This window comes from Amycolatopsis sp. (genome assembly GCF_035276945.1).
In the GTDB taxonomy this organism is placed as follows: Bacteria; Actinomycetota; Actinomycetes; order Mycobacteriales; family Pseudonocardiaceae; genus Amycolatopsis_E.
Genome location: NZ_DATELF010000104.1, coordinates 1 through 19,365 on the forward strand (window position 1 = coordinate 1; position 19,365 = coordinate 19,365).

14 protein-coding genes and 3 pseudogenes are annotated in these 19,365 nt (G+C 69.5%); 4 read left to right on the forward strand and 13 right to left on the reverse strand.

The genetic code is table 11. The features are described from left to right. A partial coding sequence (locus tag VJT49_RS18510; RefSeq protein ID WP_324166096.1) for a class I adenylate-forming enzyme family protein occupies positions 1-652 on the reverse strand: 652 nt, incomplete at its 3' end. A 267-nt stretch (positions 653-919) separates the two neighbouring features. Between VJT49_RS18510 and VJT49_RS18515 the strand changes: the two genes are divergently transcribed. Continuing rightward, entirely contained in the window at positions 920-1,948 is a 1,029-nt protein-coding gene (locus VJT49_RS18515) for a 3-dehydroquinate synthase family protein (RefSeq protein WP_324166097.1), read from the forward strand. Between the two features lie 34 nt (positions 1,949-1,982). On the opposite strand, the gene VJT49_RS18520 is transcribed toward VJT49_RS18515, so the two are convergent. From VJT49_RS18520 to VJT49_RS18530, 3 genes are read right to left on the reverse strand one after another with little or no spacing between them, the layout of a single operon-like run. Continuing rightward, positions 1,983-2,708 (reverse strand): HAD-IA family hydrolase, encoded by a 726-nt coding sequence (locus VJT49_RS18520; RefSeq protein WP_324166098.1) that lies wholly within the window; start codon positions 2,706-2,708, stop codon positions 1,983-1,985. Further along, positions 2,705-3,811, reverse strand: coding sequence for a Gfo/Idh/MocA family oxidoreductase (locus tag VJT49_RS18525; RefSeq protein WP_324166099.1), 1,107 nt, complete (start codon positions 3,809-3,811; stop codon positions 2,705-2,707). The genes VJT49_RS18520 and VJT49_RS18525 overlap by 4 nt, the downstream gene beginning before the upstream one ends. Next, positions 3,808-4,971, reverse strand: a complete 1,164-nt coding sequence (locus VJT49_RS18530) for a DegT/DnrJ/EryC1/StrS family aminotransferase (protein ID WP_324166100.1) — start codon at positions 4,969-4,971, stop codon at positions 3,808-3,810. Before VJT49_RS18530 ends, VJT49_RS18525 begins: the two co-directional genes overlap by 4 nt. 386 nt (positions 4,972-5,357) lie before the next feature. Between VJT49_RS18530 and VJT49_RS18535 the strand changes: the two are divergent. Beyond that, positions 5,358-5,770, forward strand: a pseudogene (locus tag VJT49_RS18535) (type II 3-dehydroquinate dehydratase); the annotation flags it as partial. Here VJT49_RS18535 and VJT49_RS18540 read toward each other — a convergent pair. From VJT49_RS18540 to VJT49_RS18565, 6 genes are all read right to left on the reverse strand, one after another. Further along, entirely contained in the window at positions 5,734-6,696 is a 963-nt protein-coding gene (locus tag VJT49_RS18540; RefSeq protein WP_324166101.1) for an ROK family protein, read from the reverse strand. The pseudogene VJT49_RS18535 and the gene VJT49_RS18540 overlap by 37 nt on opposite strands. Before the next feature lie 49 nt (positions 6,697-6,745). Further along, entirely contained in the window at positions 6,746-7,066 is a 321-nt protein-coding gene (locus VJT49_RS18545) for a hypothetical protein (protein WP_324166102.1), read from the reverse strand. Between the two features lie 43 nt (positions 7,067-7,109). Beyond that, positions 7,110-9,128, reverse strand: coding sequence for a carbamoyltransferase family protein (locus VJT49_RS18550; protein WP_324166103.1), 2,019 nt, complete (start codon positions 9,126-9,128; stop codon positions 7,110-7,112). Positions 9,129-9,343: 215 nt separating this feature from the next. Then, a complete protein-coding gene (locus VJT49_RS18555; RefSeq protein WP_324166104.1) occupies positions 9,344-12,073 on the reverse strand; it encodes an AAA family ATPase in 2,730 nt (909 codons plus the stop codon). Positions 12,074-12,469: 396 nt separating this feature from the next. Further along, entirely contained in the window at positions 12,470-12,655 is a 186-nt protein-coding gene (locus VJT49_RS18560) for a hypothetical protein (protein ID WP_324166105.1), read from the reverse strand. An 11-nt stretch (positions 12,656-12,666) separates the two neighbouring features. Next, a complete protein-coding gene (locus tag VJT49_RS18565; protein WP_324166106.1) occupies positions 12,667-13,005 on the reverse strand; it encodes a hypothetical protein in 339 nt (112 codons plus the stop codon). A gap of 238 nt (positions 13,006-13,243) precedes the next feature. Between VJT49_RS18565 and VJT49_RS18570 the strand changes: the two are divergent. Then, a pseudogene (locus VJT49_RS18570) lies at positions 13,244-14,104 on the forward strand (IS630 family transposase); the annotation flags it as partial. Positions 14,105-14,419: 315 nt separating this feature from the next. Next, positions 14,420-14,797 carry a DoxX family protein gene (locus VJT49_RS18575; RefSeq protein WP_324166107.1) on the forward strand — a complete coding sequence of 126 codons (378 nt, stop codon included), beginning with the start codon at positions 14,420-14,422 and terminating at the stop codon, positions 14,795-14,797. Between the two features lie 212 nt (positions 14,798-15,009). Here the strand turns inward: VJT49_RS18575 and VJT49_RS18580 are convergent. From VJT49_RS18580 to VJT49_RS18590, 3 genes and pseudogenes are all read right to left on the reverse strand, one after another. Then, positions 15,010-16,202: pseudogene (locus VJT49_RS18580) on the reverse strand (ISAzo13 family transposase); the annotation flags it as partial. A gap of 732 nt (positions 16,203-16,934) precedes the next feature. Then, positions 16,935-18,059: a saccharopine dehydrogenase C-terminal domain-containing protein gene (locus VJT49_RS18585; RefSeq protein WP_324166108.1), complete on the reverse strand. Its 1,125-nt coding sequence runs from the start codon at positions 18,057-18,059 to the stop codon at positions 16,935-16,937. After that, positions 18,052-19,080: a saccharopine dehydrogenase gene (locus VJT49_RS18590; RefSeq protein ID WP_324166109.1), complete on the reverse strand. Its 1,029-nt coding sequence runs from the start codon at positions 19,078-19,080 to the stop codon at positions 18,052-18,054. Before VJT49_RS18590 ends, VJT49_RS18585 begins: the two co-directional genes overlap by 8 nt. Positions 19,081-19,365: the final 285 nt, after the last annotated feature.

Here is a 19,365-nt window from a genome sequence, read left to right on the forward strand (position 1 = left end):
GAAACAACGGCAACGGCCACAACACCCGATCCCCCACACCCAAACCCAACACCGGCACATAACACGCCGCCACCGACCACAAACAACCCCGCTGCGACGACACCACACCCTTCGACAAACCCGTCGTCCCCGACGTATAGATGATCCAGGCGGGATCGTCGAGCCCGAGGTCGTCACGCGCGGGCGTAGCGGGCTCCCGCGCCAGCAGCGACTCCCAGGAAACCCGGCCGGGCAAGGGTTTCCCGGCGCCCACGACCACCAGCCGCAGGTCCGGGTGCGTCGCGAGCATCCTGCCGAACTGCTCGACGTGCCCCTCGTCGGTGATCACCAGGCGCGCGCCGCAGTCGTCGAGCAGGTACGACATCTCCGCATCGGTCGACTGCGGGTTCACGGGCACGGCCACCGCGCTCGCACGCGCCACCGCGAAATAGCTTTCGACGGTCTCGACGCGGTTTCCCAGGCAGATCATCACGCGGTCGCCGGGTTGCAGCCGCAGCTCGGCGAAATGCCCGGCGAGGCGCCGGGTCCGCCGTTCGAGCTCGACGTAGGTCACCGACCGCTGTCCGTCCGAAAAGGACATCCGATCGGCGTGGCGAACGGCGTGTTCCCGCAACAGCTCGGGCAGCGGGCGAATCAGATCGGTACGCAGCATGCCACCATACCTCTCGCTCGCGCAGGCAACTGCCAGTGTCACCGGCCCCGCGCGGCGCGATCCCCCTGACCGGTCCCCGCAGACCCCCTTAATCCGGGTTCGGACGGCCCGCCGCGTACTACCAAGGAGACCGAAAGCAGGCAGACCATGCCAACCGGCGGCCGGCCTACGTTCGGCCGATCGCCGTCACTTTCGGTCGGATTGGTATCCACCGGCACAGTAACCTTCGGTCGAGAGCCGATCCCCGGAACGAAAGGCCGACCCACCGTGCCCAACGAGATCCGCCGCGTCGACGTGGACCTGGCCGAGCGGTCCTACCCCGTGTACATCGGATCCGGCGCGCGGAACACGCTTCCCGCGCTCGTCGCCGGTCTCGACGCCGCCAAAGCGGTGGTCGTCACGGCACGCGGCGACGCCGAGGTACCCGATCCCGGCGTGCCGTGCAAGGTCGTCCCGGCGCGGGACGGCGAGAAGACCAAGACCCTGGCGACCGTGGGCGAGCTGTGCCGCGGCTTCGTCGATTTCGGCCTGACCCGTTCGGACGTGGTCGTGTCCTGCGGCGGCGGCACGACGACCGACACGGTCGGCCTGGCCGCGGCGCTGTACCACCGCGGGATCCCGGTGATCCACCTGCCGACCTCGCTGCTCGCCCAGGTCGACGCGAGCGTGGGCGGGAAGACCGCGGTAAACCTGCCGGAGGGCAAGAACCTCGTCGGCACCTACTGGCAGCCCAGCGCGGTGCTCTGCGATCTCGACTACCTGGACACCCTGCCGGAAAGCGAATGGCGCAACGGGTACGGGGAGATCGCGCGCTGCCACTTCATCGGCGCGCCCGATCTCAACGAGTTGCCGCTGCTCGACCAGATCTTCGCGAGCGTCTCGCTGAAAGCGCGGATCGTGTCGGCCGACGAACGCGACGCGGGTCCGCGGCACCTGCTCAACTACGGCCACACACTGGGCCACGCCCTCGAGCGGGCCACCGATTTCGCGCTGCGGCACGGGGAAGCGGTGGCCGTCGGCACCGTGTTCGCGGGCAGGCTCGCCGGTGAGCTCGGCCGGATCGGGACGGGCCGGGTCGCCGAGCACGCGAGCGTGGTGGCGAGCTACGGGCTGGCGACCGAGCTGCCCGCGGGCGTCCGCGGCGGTGATCTCATCGCGTTGATGCGGCTCGACAAGAAGGCGACCACCGGGCTGAGCTTCGTGCTGGACGGGCCGCGAGGGGCCGAACTGGTCCGGGACGTGCCGGAGCACGTGGTCGCCGGCGTGCTGGATGCGATGCCCCGGCACTGGGACTGATCCCGCGTGCCGGGCGGCGCGGAGCCGGTGCCGGTCAGGGCGCCGGGTCCGCGCCGTCGACGCGCAGCCACGTCAGCAGCTCGGCCGGCTTCCACAACGTGACGTCCGGCTCGGCGCGCAACAGGTCGGCCTCGTCCGCCTCGCCCCATAGCGCGGCGACCGCCCTGACCCCGGCGCGGCGTGCGCTCTGCATGTCCGTCACGGCGTCGCCCACCATGATCGCCTCGTGCGGTTGCGCGCCCAGCAAGGACATCGCGTGCAGCACGATGTCCGGCGCCGGTTTGGGCCGGGCCACCTCGTCCGATCCGATGACGTGGTCGAACAGCTGGACCATGTTCAGCTGCCCGAGCAGCGAACGGGCGCGCGGGCCGCTCTTCCCTGTCGCGACCGCGAGCCGGATCCCGTTGTCCCGCAACGTGGTCACGACCTCGCGCACGCCGGGGAAGACCCGGACCTGGTGGGCCAGCCGGTAGCTCTCCCGGACGAAGGGCTCCTCCATCTCCAGCGGCAGCCCCATGATCCGCATGATGTCGGGGAAGTACCGGCCGAGGTGGCGGCTGTACTCCGCGAACGGCGCCGGGCCTTCCCCGACGACCTCCGCGTAGGCGGCGCTGAACGCCTGGCGCATGACGCCGAAGCTGTCCACGAGCACGCCGTCGAGGTCGAACACGACCACGTTCGCCCGCCGTCCGGTGGCCTCCGGCTCCACGCCGGGATCCTGCTCGTGCTTGGCTTCCATGAATCCACTCCCGGTGATCATCGGCTGGAAGTACTCACGGGCTCCCAAGCCTGCGTGAGGGCCGCGGATGCATAGATGCGGTCGATCACGTCGAGCGTCCAGCGAGCGTCCCGCACCGCCTGGCCGGGGCTCGCCGGGTCGGCGAGCAGTGCGGGCAGCGCGTCGAGCTGGCGGTCGTACTCCACGCCGATCGGCTCGTCCAGCGCCTCGGCTGGCCTGGCCTCGCCGCCGACCGCGTGACTCAGCAAGGAGCCGCCCAGCCGGTTCGGGCTGAACCCGAGCGTGCAGCGCAGCTCCGCGACACCCTCGCTGCCTTCGATCCTGAAGACGGTGCTGTCCAGCGCCTCGTGGGAGGCCCAGCTCGCCCGCAGCGACACCGAAAGCCCTTCGGCGGTCACCAGGAACCCGTGCGCCGTGTCCTCGACGTCGCCCATGCCGACGGGCCGGTCGTCGGCGCGCCACGACGCCTGGAACGGTTGCCCGTTGACAAAATCGGCGGACATAGCGCCGGCGACCTGCTCGAACGTCAGGCGGCCCAGCAGCAGCCGGGCAACGTCCATGAGGTGCCAGCCGAGGTCGATCAGGGCACCGCCGCCGGCGAGCTGTCTGGTCGTGAACCAGCCGGCGCCGGCAGGCACGCCACGGGCCCGCCGCCACGACAGCTGGGCGTGCCGGATCGTCCCGAGCGAGGCGGTCAGCTCCAGCAGCGCCGTCACGTCGGCGCGGTAGCGGGCCGCGCTACCGCCGAGGAGCACGGCGCCACCCGCGGCCTCCGCGGCCGCGAGGTCGTCCACCTCGGCCGCGGTCAGGCACAGCGGCTTCTCCAGGAAGACCGGGATGCCCGTGGTCAGCACCTGGCCGGCGACCTTCGCGTGCAGGTGGTTGGGCACCGCCACGACCGCGAGGTCGACCGAGTCCGCGGACAGCTCGTTTGTCGAGGGGTGCATCGCCGCCTCGGCCACCTGCCTGGCCACGGTCGTGCGCAGCACGGGGTCGGGCTCCACCAGCGCCACGACCTCGAACGCGGGGTGCGAGCGCAGGCGCTCCAGCCAGATGGTCCGGCCGGCCCAGCCGAGCCCGATCACCGCGACCCGGATCGGCGGCCGGCCGTGGCAGGCGCTCATCTCCGCCCGACCACGTCGGCGACGACCGACGCCACGTCGTGCATCTGCTCCTCGGTGCCGAGCAGCAGCCGGTGATGCAGCCAGACGCTGTCCGACGTCAGCGCCTCGGCGTTCGGGCAGCGGCGGCCGAGTTCGTCCGCCGACACATCCGGTGCCCCGACCTCCCAGAACGCGTCGGTCCGGTAGACCGCGCGGAACCCGACGAACGCGGGCACTCCGCGTTCGATGAGCGCGTCGACGATCTCCGCGCGCCGCTCCTCGGTGACGCCGGGAAGCCGGAACATGGCCATGTAGTGGGGATTGCGTTCGCACCGGTCGTCGGAGGCCTGCGGCACGACGCCGTCGATCTGCTCGAGCAGCCCGGACAGGACCGGCCACCGCTGTTCCCGCACGTCGATCTGCTCGTCGAGCCGGGTCAGCTGCGCGCGCAGCACGGCGGCCGAGAACTCGTTCATCCGGAAGTTCGAGCCGGAGGTGCGGTGGAAGTAGCCGCGATCGGTCCGGGGCCTGCCGCAGCTGTGGCGCACGAACCCGGTCTCGTACAGCTCCGCGTCGCCGAAGAGCACGGCGCCGCCTTCGCCCGCGGTCATGAGCTTCCCGTTCTGGAAGCTCAGTGCCGCCACCGAGCCCAACTCGCCGAGCTTCTTGCCGCGCCACCGCGCGCCGTGCGCGTGCGCGGCGTCCTGCAACAGCGGGACCCCGGAGTCCGCCGACAGCTTCACGAGCGCGTCCATGTCGGCGACCAGCCCGGCCATGTGCACCGGCATGATGGCGCTGGTCCTCGGGGTGATCGCGGCGGCGGCCGCGGCCACGTCGATGTTGTATGTGCCGGGGTCGACGTCAACCGGGACGGCCACGGCGCCGAGGCGCTGGGCGGCCTGGGACGACGAGATGAAGGTGAAGGCGGGGACGATCACCTCACTGCCGGGCGTCACGCCCAGCACCTGGAGCGCCAGCTCCAGCGCGTGCGTGCCGTTGGTGACCGCCAGGCTGTACTCGGCGTTGTGGAAGTCGGCGAACTCACGCTCGAACGTGTCGACCTCGCTGCCACCGATCCGCCACCACTGCCCCTGCTCCAACGCACGGTGCAGGCCGACCCGTTCCTCGTCGCCGAACTGGGGCCAAACAGGGAACTCGAGCCTCCCACGCACTCCGCTCATGAGTTTTCGCTCCTACTTCCGCGCCACAGACAAGCAAATACCATCGAATATCGTTCACCAAAACAATTTTCACGCTACGGCAGCGTGCCGGCCCTACCAATCCCCTTGCCGCCCCCTAACTCCCCCCTGGCCGCATGGTCTCGGCAAAGTCGGGTTTGGGGCTTGTGAGGGGGTGGGTGAAGGTCGGGCAAGCCTTTTGTTGATCATGTGCGACTTCAGCCGCCCCCTCCAACTCCTCCCGCTACACCCCTGAACAGCCCTGACGACTTTGCCGAGACCGTGCCCTTGGCCGATCATGGGAACACGACTCTCCGGCCCGGCGATTCGTTCCTTACCAACATTGGGAACCGGCCGCGCGGTACGAGAAATGAGAACCGGAGGCGACCGTGAATCAATTACTTCTGGTCAACGGGCCCAATCTGGGCATACTGGCCGCCGCGAGCCCGAGATTTACGGCACGGACACGCTCGACGACATCGAGACATCGGTCATGGTGGAGGTCGCCGAGCGGGGCTGGGAGGTGACACGTTCCAGTCCGAGGCCGAAAGTGAATTGCGCGACCATTATGACAGCGTCGGTGCCATTCTGAACCCTGGTGCGCTCATGATCGCCGGCTGGAGCCTGCGTGACGCGCTCGCCAGTTGTCCCCGCCCCTGGTGGAGGTGCACCTGTCGAACGTCTGGGCGCGGGAGCAATTCCGGCACGAATATCGGTGCCGGCCTCGCTGGCCAGCGGGGTCGTCGTCGGCCTCGGCGCACTCGGTTACCGGCTCGCGGCACGCGCCCTGCTGGAGATCTCCGTGGACGGAGCCGCACCGGACGCGGCACCGCCCGCGGCACCAGCCAGGTCTCGCGCCGCGAGCACGGCACCGTGCAAAGAGGACAAGCCGCCGAGGAGCGCGGGCCGCACCGGTGGCGGCTCGTGCCCCAGCCGCGTCAACCGGCCCACCTCCTCGGCGACGAGGGGGACGAGGGCCGGAATTCCCGCGGCGAACCCGCCGCCGATCAGGGCCAGGTTTGGGGCGCACAGCTCCGCGACACTCACGATCAGGGCAGCCAGCGCCTCGGCGCTCTTGGTCACCGCGGACACCGCCCAAGACTCGCCGGCCTCGATCCCGTACCGCAACCGCGCCGCCGTCACGTCGCCGCCGTGCGCGCGAGCCGCCCGGCGCAGCGTGGCCGGTCCGGACGCGGCCGCCTGGACGCAGCCCCGGCGGCCGCAGTCGCACACTTCGCCGGACCCGGTCACGACGACATGACCGAGCTCGCAGGACGCACGGGTGAGCCCTGGACAGGGGCGTCCATCGAGAACGATGCCGCCGCCGATCCCAGTCCCGACGCCGACATAGAGCAGGTCGGCACAGTCCGCCGCCCGCGCTTCGGCGACCGCCGCGAGGTCCCCGTCGTCGGCGAAGCACACCGGGACGCCGGGGAAGATCGCCCGCAGCTCGGCACCAAAGTCCAGTCCGACCCAGCTGGGCCGGACTGGCCAGGCGACCACCTTGCCCGCACTGTCCACAGTGGCCGGAACCGAGACACCGGCCGCGGTGATCGACTCCTGCGGCACCGTCACCACGACCCGCTCCCGCAACAGTCGCAGGTCTTCGGCGACGTCCAGACCCGGCCCCGGCCACGCAAACGAGTACTCGCTCACCTCCGCGGACCCCTCGTGCTCGGCCCGCAGGGCGACCTTCGTGCCGCCGATGTCGATCCCCAGAAAGCTCACAGCGCACCGTCCTCGTTCCACTGTGGACCCGTGATGGACTCCGGGCCCGCTACTCCGCCAGCGCGAACCTGACCGCCAGCGTCGCCGCGCGCATGGCGTAGACCGCCTCCTGTCCCCGTGGATCGTCCGGGGATTCCGTGACGACCGCGTCGTCGACCACCAGACCGGCGAGGCACTGCGCCGCTTCCAGGCAGGCGACGCACGCCTCGATCAGCGCGTCGGATTTCGCCCGGTGCTCACCGAGCGTGGACAACAGCCGAAAGATGGCCGACTGCACCCCGCCGGCCGCGGCCACGAGCGCGGCGTCACGCCCGGGGTCTTCTTCGCCCGGCTCGGGCTCGGCCCGCGGCTCGTTGAGTGCCTGGTGCACAGTGCCTCCACTGACGTCCACGACGGATGGCCCCGGTACCGGGTCAGGCCGGGGTGAGGTTCACCAGACGCTGCTGCCACAGGTCGTACAGTTCGTCGCGCACACTGTCCGGTACTCCGCCCACGGACTCCGCCAGCGCGCCCACCGTCGAGGTGCCGTCGGCCTTTCCGAGCAGCTCGTGGAGCGGCTCGGAGATCTTCGCGCTCGGACCGCCGGAATAGTCCAGGTAGATCTCGCGCGAGACGCCCACCGCCCCGGCCGAACCGTCACCGATCCGCTCGGCAAGCCTTGTCACCGGCCGGAAACCGAGCACGAGCGCGTCGAAGTCCGGCCGCGACCCGCCCCTGCGTCGGACGAGGAAATCCTCCACCACCAGAAAATCGAGATCGGTGGTCAGAAACGACGCCACCACGTCGTCCACGCTCTGGACGATCGGCTCGGCGTTGTTGTTGAACGAGGTGTTGAGCAGCACCGGTGTCCCGCTGAGTTCCCCGAACCTGGCGACCAGGCTGTGGAACCGGGCGTTGGACAGCGGGTCGACCAGCTGGACCCGTGCGGTCCCGTCCACGTGGGTGACCGCGCCGAGCGCCTTCCTGTACTCGTCCCGCACCGGCACGACGAACGACATGAACTCGTAGGCAGCCGTCGTCTCTGACAGGTCGAAGTAGGTCTTGGCGTCCTCGGCGGTTACTACCGGTGCGAACGGCCGGAAACTTTCCCGCTTCTTGACCATGGCATTGATCCGTGTCTGGTTCTCGGCGGGCCGCGCGTCCGCGATGATGCTGCGGTTGCCGAGGGCACGCGGGCCGAACTCCGACCGGCCCTGCGCCCAGCCCAGGACCGAGCCGTCGGCCAGCAGCCGCGCCGCCGCGTCCACGACGTCGTCCTGCCGCTCGATCTCGACGACCGAGCTCCAGGCCGCGAGCCGATCGGCGACCTGCTCGGCGGAACCCAGCGCGGGCCCCAGGCTGGCGCTGCGCAGCCGCTCACCCGGCGCGGCGGTGTGACCGAGCTCGGACATCGCCACCCACGCGGCGCCTTCGCCCGCGCCGGCGTCGTGGGAGGCCGGGTGGATGAAGACCTCGCCGAACAGACCGGATCCGAGCAGGACCCCGTTCAAGCTCGAGTTGTGCGCCACCCCGCCCCCGAAGCAGAGCCGCTTCAGGCCGGTGAAGTCGGCCCAGTAGCCGAACACGTGCATGGTGATGGTCTCGATCATCTCCTGCAGTCCCGCGGCGAAGTCCTTGTGCCGCTGGGTGAACGGCTCGCCCTTTCGCCGGGGCAGGAACCCGTGGTCGAGGAACAGCGGGCTCACCAGGTTGGGCACCGTCAGGTTCGGGTAGAGGTCGTACTGTCCCTTGTCCCGCAAGGCGAACAGCTGCGCGAAGACGTCCCGGTAGGTCGCCGGGTCGCCGTAGGGCGCGAGCCCCATGACCTTGTACTCGTCGCCGAACCCGTAGCCCAGCAGCTGGGTGGCGTTCAGGTACAGCACCCCGAGGGACTGCATCACCCCGTAGTCGGCCAGCTTCTCCAGCCGGCCGTCCTCCGCGCGGTAGACGGTGCCGGAGTTCTCCTCACCGCGCCCGTCCAGCACGACCACCAGCGCCTCGCGCATCCCCGAGTGCATGTAGGTCGACATCGCGTGCGCGTCGTGGTGCGAGGCGTAGACCAGCTTCTCGTCGGGCAGGTCCCAGCCGAACTCCTCGGCGAGCCGCTGCTTGATGAGCTCCCTGGAGTACCGGACGGGCACGCGCTGGTGCTCGGTGTAGAGGTGGTTGAGCACGCTGTCCATGTGCTTCTCGCGGAAGTAGTACCCGACCGCGTCGATCTCGCCGGGCGTTACGCCCGCCACGTCCAGGCACGCGCGGATCGCGTTGACCGGGAACTTGGTCGTCTTCTTGATGCGGTTGAGCCGTTCCTCCTCGACCGCCGCGACCAGCTCGCCGTCCCGGACCAGCGACGCGGACGCGTCGTGGAAGAAGAACTCCGACATCAGCGGCACGAGATCGGAATCCCCGGTCGAGAAGTTTCCGTTCAAGCCAAGCACCAACACGTTGATCACCCATACCTTCGGCAACGGACAGGAACACGGTCGCTGGGCCTGGCGCCTCTCCCGAAGCCGTCGACACCACCCGGCCACCGGGGTGGCCGGCGGCCCGACTCGTGTCACGCCACAAGTCCCACGATGACCAGTCTCGCGAAGAAAAACACGGCAACTTCCCCTAACCGGCCCCCGTGGACCCCCTGCTTTTCGCGATCGCAGGGGTCCTTCGCCGGTCAGGCGGTCGAGAACCCGAGCTCGTCCGGCAACTGCTCGCGCCGCTTCAGCCCGAGCTTGCGGAACACCCGCGTCAGGTGCTGTTCCACCGTGCTGGCGGTCACGAAGAGCCGGCTGGCGATCTCCCGGTTGGTGTAGCCCATGGCGGCGAGCGAGGCGACGCGGCGTTCGGCGTCGGTGAGCAGCTTGATGCCGTCGGGACGCTGCACCGCGGGCGCCGCGGCGGGAGCAGAGTCCTCGCTGCAGGTCGTCAACAGCTCTTCGCACAACGGCTCCGCGTCGTACCTCTTGGCCACGTGCCAAGCCCGGCGCACGATCCGGCGCGCCTGCTTGTGCTCGCCGATCGCGTGCAAGGCACGGCTGAGGTCGCGCAGTGCCCTTGCCAGCTCGTACTTGTCCCCGCATTCCTCGAGCAGGTCGATCGCCTCGGTGAGCAGCTGGGGCCTGCGCCGCGAGGAGCTGGTCTCGGCCAGCAGCCGCAAGGACAGCGCACGGGACCGGCCGCCGTCCGAGCCGGGCCGGGCGAGCTGCTCGGCGACGAGATGCTTGGCCTGGTCCCGGTTCCCCAGCGACAGCCAAGCCTCGGCCGCGCTGGTCCGCCACGGGACTAGACCGCTGCCATTCAGCCCCCAGTTATCGATCAGCTCACCGCATAGCAGGAAGTCCGCCAGCGCCGCCTGCCGCCGCTCCACGGCGAGCGAGAAGTTCCCGCGGGCGAACAGGTAGTGCAGCCCGTAGCGGTTCTCCAGCGCGGGCGCGGGGATCGACTGGTTCACGAACCGCGCCGCCTCGTCGAGCTTCCCCATCCGCGTGTACGCGAGGACCAGGCACCCGAGCGGCAGGCCGATCACCGAGCCCCACGAGCTCGGCGACACCTCCGCGAGCGCCCGGCTCGCGTAGACCATCGCGTCCGTCAGGTCGCCCCGCCGGACGGCCACCTCCGCCCGGCACGCGGAGAACAACGCCCGCCACATCGGCAGCCGGCGGGACCCGACCTCGCGGAGCAGATCGTCGCACCACGCGTCCGCGGCGTCCAGCTGATCGGTGTAGATCAGCGCCAGCAACGCGAGCAGGCCGTCCTCCTCCTGCCCCGCCACCTTGTGGGCGAGGTTCAGCTCCCGCAGCACCTCCTCCGCCCGCGGCTTGATCTTCTGGCTCTGGCCGCGGACGAGCACGTCGGCCAGCACCGCCGAGGCGCGCGGCAGGTTGACCGCACGGGTGGCCTTGAACCCCCGGTCCGCGGGCGGACGCACGCCGCGCCTGGCGAGCGCCGGGTACGTGCACGTCAGCCACTGGTCGACGGAGTAGAGCTCGTCGGCGAGGTCCGGGATCTCCCGGAGCGTCGCGAGCAGCCGCTCGGCCTCGCCCGTCCGCCCGCGCCACAGCAGCTGCCGCACCACGGCCACGGTCTCGGACACCGCCAGCTCGCCGGAGCCCGCCGCGACGACCAGCGGCCCGAGGTGCCGCGCCGCAATGGACGGGTTGATCCGCCATTCGATCTCGGCGAGCTTGGCCTCGACGCCCGCGCGCTTTTGCGTCGCACAGGTCCGCAGGGCACGCTCCAGCAACTCGACGGCGAAGGTCGTGTTTCCGGCCACCGAGGCCAGATCGGCGGCCTCCAGCAGGACGTCCTGGGTCCATGCCGCGTCCACCCCGTCCGCGTTCATCAGGTGCCGAGCGATCGTGACGGCGGGCTTGCCCTGGTCGTGCAGGAGCCCGGCCGCCCGGCCGTGCAGTTCCACACGCACGTCGGTGGGCAGCTCGTTCAGCACACCGCGCCTCGCCGCGTCATGCCGGAAGGCGCCCTCGTGCAGGAGACCTGCCTCGGTCATCGCGTGCAGCGCCTCGGCCACGAGCACCCGATCCGCCCCGGCCACCCGCGTGAGCTCCGCGGCCGAGGCGTCGGCGTCGAGGACGGCGAGCGCCCGCGCCGTGTCGAGGAGGATCGGCTCCTTGTGGTACAGACAAGCCAGGAACGCACGGCCGTAGCCCTGCTCCCGCAAGTCACCGTAGGAGCGGTAGTCCTCGATCATCGCCTGCAGCAGCAACGGGTTGCCGCCGGAGACCTTGCAGAAGTCGGTGACGCACCGGTCGCCGGGAAACTCGCCGAACCGCTCGGTCAGTGTGTCGCCGACAGCGTCCGGCGTCAGCGGCTCGAGCCGGATCCGGTCGGCGTCGGGCCTGCGGAGCAGTTCCGCCCGCAACGGCGGGTACGACGGCCGCAGGTTCAGGTCGTCGCTCACCACCACCGCGACAGAGGTCTGATCCACTCGACGGATCAGCTGTGCGAGGCACATGGCCGAAGCGGGGTCGGCGTGCCGCAGATCGTCGACGGCGATCACAAGTGGTTTGTGCTCGGCCATTTCGATCAGTTGCGTGCACAACCGTTGGCCCACTCGCACGATCTCGGCCTCGTGGAGCACGGAGTCGCCCCCTGAGCCGTCCGCCGCTCCGTCACCGGCGGCGGGTAGCGAGTCGGCGGCCAGGCCTGCGGCCCGGAAGAGCTGTACCATCACGCCGAAGGGCAACTGTCGCTCGGCGTTGGCACAGCTGGCGAACGAGACCGAGAACCCGCGCCGGGCCGCCGATTCGGCCACGGCGCGCAGGACGGTCGTCTTGCCGCACGCGAGCGGTCCCACCGCGAGGACCACCCCGCCGCTGCCTGCCGAGCAGCCGTCCAACAGCTGGTCGACGGCCCTCGAGCCCGACCGCTCCGCGATCAGTTCCATGAAATCTCCCGCAATTGAGATCATCCCCGTAATCTGCGCTCCGAGCCCGACTCGGCCTGCACCCCGGAGAGCCCGCTCGAAATCTGTCGATCCAACGTCAGCTCTCCTCTGCGACCGGAAGCCGGAAAAGGGCGTTCGATCCGCCGAACAGAGCCCCGTCGCGGTGCTCGGCGGTGAATCGGAAGGAACTCGGGACAGCGATGACGCGGCATAGCTGGAGTGTCACCCAGTCGGCCTCGACAATGACCTGTCAACCATCGAAGATACGTCAGGTTTCAGGGCTCAGCACCATCCGAATGGGCTACGAGTACCTGCGAGTTCGCAACCAAACCGCCTAGGAGGGCGCTGAGCCGACTGGGTCTGGTGGGCGCCGTTCGGCGGCCACCAGCCTTCTTTTCAGGTGGTCTGGGCCGCCACAACCCAGACTCCTGCCGTGCGGGTGAGGCCACGGCTGAGGAGGTTGCACAGGTTGAGCCAGGCGGTGCGGTGGGTGAGCCAGGCGTTGTTCCTGACGGTGCCGCGGTAGCGGAGTTCGAGGCGGCGGCCGCCGTAGCTGGCGATCTTAGTGGTCGGTTTCGTCAATTCGTTGGGGGTCAGGATTCGGGTTCGTGCCTGATGCCGGTGAGGTGGACGGTGCGGGCGGTGTCGAGTGCTTCCTGGGGTGTTCCGGCGGGGACGCCGGTAAGGAGGAGGGCGTCTTCGTAGCGGTCTCGGGCGGCGGAGTAGATCGCGAAGCCGAAGGAGTGCGCAAATCCGCCGTAGCGCGGCCGGAACAGGGGGATCTTCTGGCCGCCGGGCAGGACGCCGGCGGCGTAGGCGAAGCTTCCGCGGCAGGTGACGTGGATCTTGTCCAGCTGGGGCCAGTTCTTTTCCGCGTGCAGGATCAGCCGCCAGGTGACCGAGTCATGGGTTGAGGGCGGGATGGCGGGCATCTGTCCATCATGCCGTCCGGGAGAGCCTGCCCTGGGTGGGATCATGCCGCCTGCCGCGGTGCCGGCCACGCTGGCCGCATCGGAGCGCAAGATCCTGAAGAAACGGGTGCGGGAGCGAAGACGTGCTGGCGGGACCGGTTGCGGGCGCAGGTCGTGCTGGCGGCCGCCCGCGGCCGGGACAATGAGCGGATCGCCGCTGACGTGGGGATCTGTGTGAACACGGTGCCGCAAATGGCGGGGCCGTTTCGCCCGGCACGGGCTGGGCGGGCTGAAGGATCTTCCCAGGTCCGGGCGCCCGCGGTCGATCAGCAAGGCGGCCCGGGCGGCGGTCGTGGCACGGGCCTGCCGGCTGCCGTCCGCCACGGGGGTGCCGCCGGCGCGCTGGTCCGGCCCGGAGCTGAGGCACGAACCGGAAGCGCAGGACCTGCTCAGCCAGCCGATGTCGGTGACGTCCGTGCGGATCCTGGCGGAGAACCCGGTCAAGCCGCGGCAGTACCAGTCGTGGATCTCCCCCCGCGACCCGGACTTCGAGGCGAAAGCCAGCGTTGTTCTTGACCTTTACCAAGGGATTTACGACGGCGAGCCGCTCGGGCCGTACGACCGGATCCTGTCTTTTGACGCCAAGCCCTCCATCCAGGCCCGTGGCCGTATCCACGCCACGCTGCCCGCCGTACCGGGCAGACTCGCCCGCGTGGAGCACGAGTACGCCCGCCACGGCGCGCTCGCGCTGCTCGCCGGCCTGGACGTACATATTGGCGAAGCGTTCGCCTCAACCCCGAAGACCACGGGAATCGTCCCGTTCATGGACCTCGTCGGCCAGGTCATGCAACGCCCGGAGGACAAGAACGCCCCGCGCGTGTTCGTCATCGTGGACAACGGGTCGGACCACCGCGGGAAGGCCGCGATCGCCCGGCTCCGCGAAGCGCACCCCAACGCGGTCACAGTGCACACCCCGGTTCACGTATCCTGGCTGAACCAGATCGTGGTCTTCTTCTCCGTCATCCAGAAGAAAGTCGTATCCCCCAACGATTTCCCAAGCCTGGAAAAGCTATCCGAAACCCTGCTCGCCTTCATCGACCGCTACAACCGGACCGCGTAGCCGCCCAACTCGACCGACCCGCCGGATCGCCGCGATCAACTGCCCCCGGCACCAGACGACCGACCAGCGCCGCCGCGTCCAGAAGCTCCCGATCCACCCGCTCCGCACCCAACGCCAAGAACAGATCCTCCCAGCTCCGTGCCACATTCCCCGGGAGACACGCCGATTATTCAGCGCCCTCCAGACCAGGCATTCGTTACCGAACCGTACCACGGTGGAACTTGACGGTTCAAATTAGTTGATTTAGCATCTCAAATCTCTGTTGCTAGATTCGCGGCCGTTGATCACTCCTCTACCCTGGAGACACCGAACCCCATGAATGTCGTGTTGTGGATCATCGCTGGCCTGCTCGCGCTCGCGTTCCTGGCCGCGGGAGCGATGAAGCTGGCGCAGCCCAAGGAAAAACTCGCCGCGTCGGGAATGGCGTGGGCCGGTGACTACTCCAGCGGCTCCGTCAAGGCGGTGGGCGCGGTGGAGGTTCTCGGCGCCATCGGCCTCATCCTGCCCGCGGCGCTCGTGGTCGCCCCCGTGCTGACGCCGATCGCGGCGCTGGGCCTGGCGCTCGTGATGATCGGCGCGATCGCCGTACACGTAAAGCGCAAGGAGAACCAGGCGCTGGCCGCGCCGGTGGTCCTGTTGATCCTCGCCGCCGTGGTCGCCTGGGGCCGCTTCGGCCCGTACCCGATCAGCTGACCCGGCGCCCCGCTTCGGCGGACGGCGCAACGAAGTCCACAACGGACAGTCCATCGGTGAAGGCACTGACGCCTCCCGGTGCGGCTGTTGCGGGCAGATCATTCCGCAACAGCCGCACCGAAACGGCTCGGCCGAGGACACACCGGTCGACATCGCGGATCTCGCGCACAGGAGCCGCGACAGAATGAGTCAGGTGGCTATGGGCGTGTCGTCGGTCGCAGGGCGTAGTTCCACTCGCCGTGGAATTCGTGGCGGGTGATGGGCAGGGCGTCGAGGTCTTTCTTGGTGTATTTGATGCCGGTGGGGTACTGGCCGGTGTCTAGTACACAGTGGATGGTGAGTCCGGTGGTTGTGGTGGTGTTGCTGATCAGGTCGACGATGGCCTGGTGGGCGGTGAGCGGTCGGCCGCGCCAGTTCATGGTGATCTGGGAGAAGAGCCGGTGTTCGATCTTGTTCCACTTGCTGGTGCCGGGAGGCAGGTGGCAGACGGTGATGGTCAGGCCGGTGTCGGCGGCGAGCGTGGCCAGCTCGATTTTCCAGGCACGGATGCGGTAGCCGGTGGAGCCGCCACCGTCGGCGCAGATCAGCAGCTTCCGGTCGTGCGGGTAGCGGTGGCGTCCGATGGTGTCCCACCAGCGACGCAGGGTCTGCACAGCGAACGCGGAGGTGTCGTGGTCGGTGCCCACCGACACCCAGCCGGCGTTGGCGCAGACATCGTAGATGCCGTACGGGATGGCCTTGCCGAGTTCTTTGCCCATGAAGTCGTGCACGTTCACCGGCACCGGTGAGCCCTGGGGCTGGTGCTCCCGGCCCCCATTGGAGAACTCGCCGACGAACTCCTTCTTCTTCGTGTCGACCGAGACCACCGGCCGGCCCTCGGCGACGTGCTCGCGGAGGCACTGGTTGAGGTAGCGGAACTGGGCGTCCCGATCCTCGTGCTGGCGGCCTTCAATGGCTGCCCTGCAAGCTGAACCCCATCGCGGCCAGCATCCGCCCCACCGTCCGGTCGGAGACCGGATGCCCCGCCTCGGTCAACGAACCGGCCAGATTCCGCGTCGACTTGGTCGTCCACACCAACGGCGACATCGGATCCCCACGGGCTCCGGATCCACCAACGCCCTCAGCTCGGCCACCAGCCCCGGATCGGTCGGCCAGCTTTCTTGCGGCCACCAGCCGGCGCCCGCACCCTGGCCGCAGGCTCCGGCACACCCTCCAGCTCCCGCACCCCACGCGCGACCGTGTCCGGATGCACACCGGTCGCCACCGCGACCGCCTTAATTTCGCCCCGCCCCACCTGCTGCGCCTCCACCCCCAACAACAGCCGGCGCTGCCGCTCATCCAGATGCGACCACAACACCGCGTACCTCAACGCCACCAACTCCGCAGCTCCCACGATGCCCGCCATAACACAATTGCAGCCACCACAAAGCTAAAAACCCACATTATTTTCTCGCGCATCCCTGGTACCAGGAAAGTGGTCTCGGAGAACTATTCACACTTCTCCTGGTGGAATTTCGCCGCCGACGCGCACCACCAGTCTGCGCATCTCGCGGCGCCACCGGACAAACGGATTTCGGAACGCCGAGCGTCGCCGACCGCCCGGCGTTGAACCGGCTGGCGCTTGATCACGGCACACAGCTGTGGTCGGTCGCATGAACACCCGCATTGCGCGGGTATGCCACGTTTTCGTTCCCCCCTCGGACACCAGTCTTGGTGAACCATCACCAATTGCGGGAAACTTCACCAAACCCGGTCGAGTGAATCGTGCGCCCGGTCGGGTCGGCGAGGCTGAGCCCCGCGGTGTGCGGGGCGAGGGCCCGCAGCGTCGCGAGGGCCCGTTCGACAACCTGCATGTTCGTCCTCCCGGGTCGTAGGGTGGATCAGACCGGTTCGGCACCGCGCCCCTCGGGAACGACCGGCACCGCCGCCACGCCGAGCGCGTACCGCACGGTGATCGAACAGCGCATTTCTTTGCGGTGGCCCGGCTTGGGTCAGGTGCGGTTCGGCCATGATTGCCCCCTGTCCGCAAAAGCGGACCGGTTACGGCGGCACCGAGAACGGTGCCGCCGACGGGCAGCGCGGCGGGTATTTTCAGCCGACCATCGTGACCCTGCCGGGCGCTGACCGACAATCCAGGTTATTTTCCGCTACCGTCCCCGGTCGAGGACTGCGTGAGGTCCGCGATGATGCCGTGCTCGCGCAGGGAGCCAAGCCAGCGGCGCGCCGCCCGCACGCCTTCAGCCGCGCGGTGCAGCCCGGCGGGCAGACGTCCGGCGAGGATCTCGGCGACACCGACTGCCAGCGGCGTCGACACGAGCCGCGCCATCGCGCTGTCCTCCTCGTCGCCGGTCACGTCGATCACGTACTCCCCGGACCAGGCCGTGCCGTCGGCGCCGTCGACGGCGAGCGTAACGGCCAGCAGCACCCGGTCCCGGTCGGCGGCGGTGGCCGGGTACCGCCGCGCGAGATCCTCGGCCAGCGCGGTGATCCGGTCCGGGTCTCCGGTGCTCAGCTCGGCGAACACCGGCTCCCACGCGGCCCGCCAGCCGTGGCTGCGGAGAGTGCCGCGGACGAAGGTCTCCAGCGACCACAGCTCCGGTACCGCGTAGCGGGCGAGGAACGGGATGCTGTCGCGGTTCGGGTACACCTCGAACTCCTCGGCGCCCACCCGGTGCGGGCGGGCGGCCTCCCAGGGGTGGTCCACCGCCAGCTCCACGCCGTCCTCGATGTAGCGCGCCGGTGTGAGCAACGCGGTGAGCACGCCACGCGGCGCCCAGCTGAACCGGTAGCGAAACTCGTTGGGCACAGCGGGAATTCCGCCGCAGTAGGAGGTGAACCTGGCCGTCGCGGGCCCGCTGACCGCGGCCCGGCCGCGGGCCATCAGATCGTCCGCGAGCAGGTGGTCGATACCGGGATCGAGGCCCGCTTCGGTCAGCACGACGACGTCAACGTCCTTGGCCAGCGCGATGATCTCCGGGCCGGCATAGCTGGTATCCGCGAAATGCGCACCCGCGGCGATACTGAGCCTGAGCAACCGGGCGTGCTCGGTCGCCGGCAGCATGGACACGACCACATCCCCGGGCGCCGGGTCCAAGGCGGGGATCTCCGCCACCGTGACCTTGCCGGCCAGCCCCAGCCGGCGCGCACACGCCTCGGCCTTGGCCGTGGTCCGCCCGTAGAGCGCGACGTCGGCCTGCTCGGCGAGCAGCCGTAGGCCGCTGCCGGTGGACAGTCCGGTACCGACCCAGTGCACCCTAGGCATGGATATCCTCCTCGGTCGCTTTGCGGAATCGCCCGGCCGCTCGCCGCCACGGGGCCGAATCCAGGTCGAGCAGGTGCCTGCCGAGTTCGGCCGAGAAGGCCTCACTGGATTCGCGCGGCAGCAGCGACGGCAGGTTGTCGATGGCGATCAGGTGCACGGGGCGCTCACCCTGGCGCAACGCCCGGACCGGCTCGTCCCAGTTCGTCACCCGGTCATACACCGGCAGGACATTGCAGTCCGAATTCACGTCGCAGGTCACGTCGGAGATCACCCGTAGTTCGCGAGCCGGGTCGTCGAGATCGGCTTCGGTGACGAAGGCGGTGACGGGGCCCGCGCTGGCCACCGTGTTGACGAGGATGTCGTGCGCCAGCAGCGCAGGCCGGTCGAGTTCCCTGGTCTCCGCGATGTCCCAGGCGGTCGGCAGGATCCCGGCGGCAGCGCAGGCGTCGCGGGCCCCCCGCCCGCCGCGGCCGAGCGCGCCGAGGACCAGCACCTTCGGTCGCTCGCCGGACGCGCCCAGCGCGGCGTCGAGGTCGGCGCGCCGGAGCCGGTGCAAGGGCACCTCGAGGCTGCCGCGTAGGTGCAGGATGGCCAGCGCGGCGCCGACGTACCCCGCCCAGTAGCCGAACGCGGCCAGCCGCCGGCCGTCGTTGTCGGTCAGGTATTCCAGATCCAGGAGCAGACCGCCGCCCGCGGTGAAGCGTCGCAGCAGGTCGGCAGCGCCCCGCTGGCCCTTGTACGCGTGGCCGAAGTACACGTGCCGGTGCCGCAGTGCGGCCGGCTCGTCCGGCAGTTCCTTCAGTCCGATCACGTAGGTGTCGGCGGGCGCTCCGGCCCAACTGCCCGCCGGTGCGGCCGTGCAGCCGGCCGCGAGGTATTCCTCGATCGGGAACACCCGCTGCGGCGACCGTTCGACGGTGACCTCGTGCCCGGCGGCCACCAGGCGTGCCGCGTCGGCCGGCGTCACCGCCGCTCGCTGTTCGGTGGCACGTACCTCGTGCCTGAGCCACAATCGTGCCAATTCAGCTACCCTTTCCGGACGGGATGCCAACGACGGTCAGTCCGGTTTCACAATGCCATCTCATCCAGCTCGACCCACCGGCGGTCCGCCGAAGACTGAAGTGCGGCTTCGGCCGGCTGGATACCGCGGGCGCTGGAACGGAAGTCAGACCCGAATCCGCGAGTAGGGCGGTGACACGCGTTCGGAGATGGTGATGGGTGCCGCTCTGGCCTGGGATGATGTTGGTTGCGAGGCCGGTTTCATTCCGTTGGAGAGGACACCCATCTGGTGGGCAGTGTAGGTGGT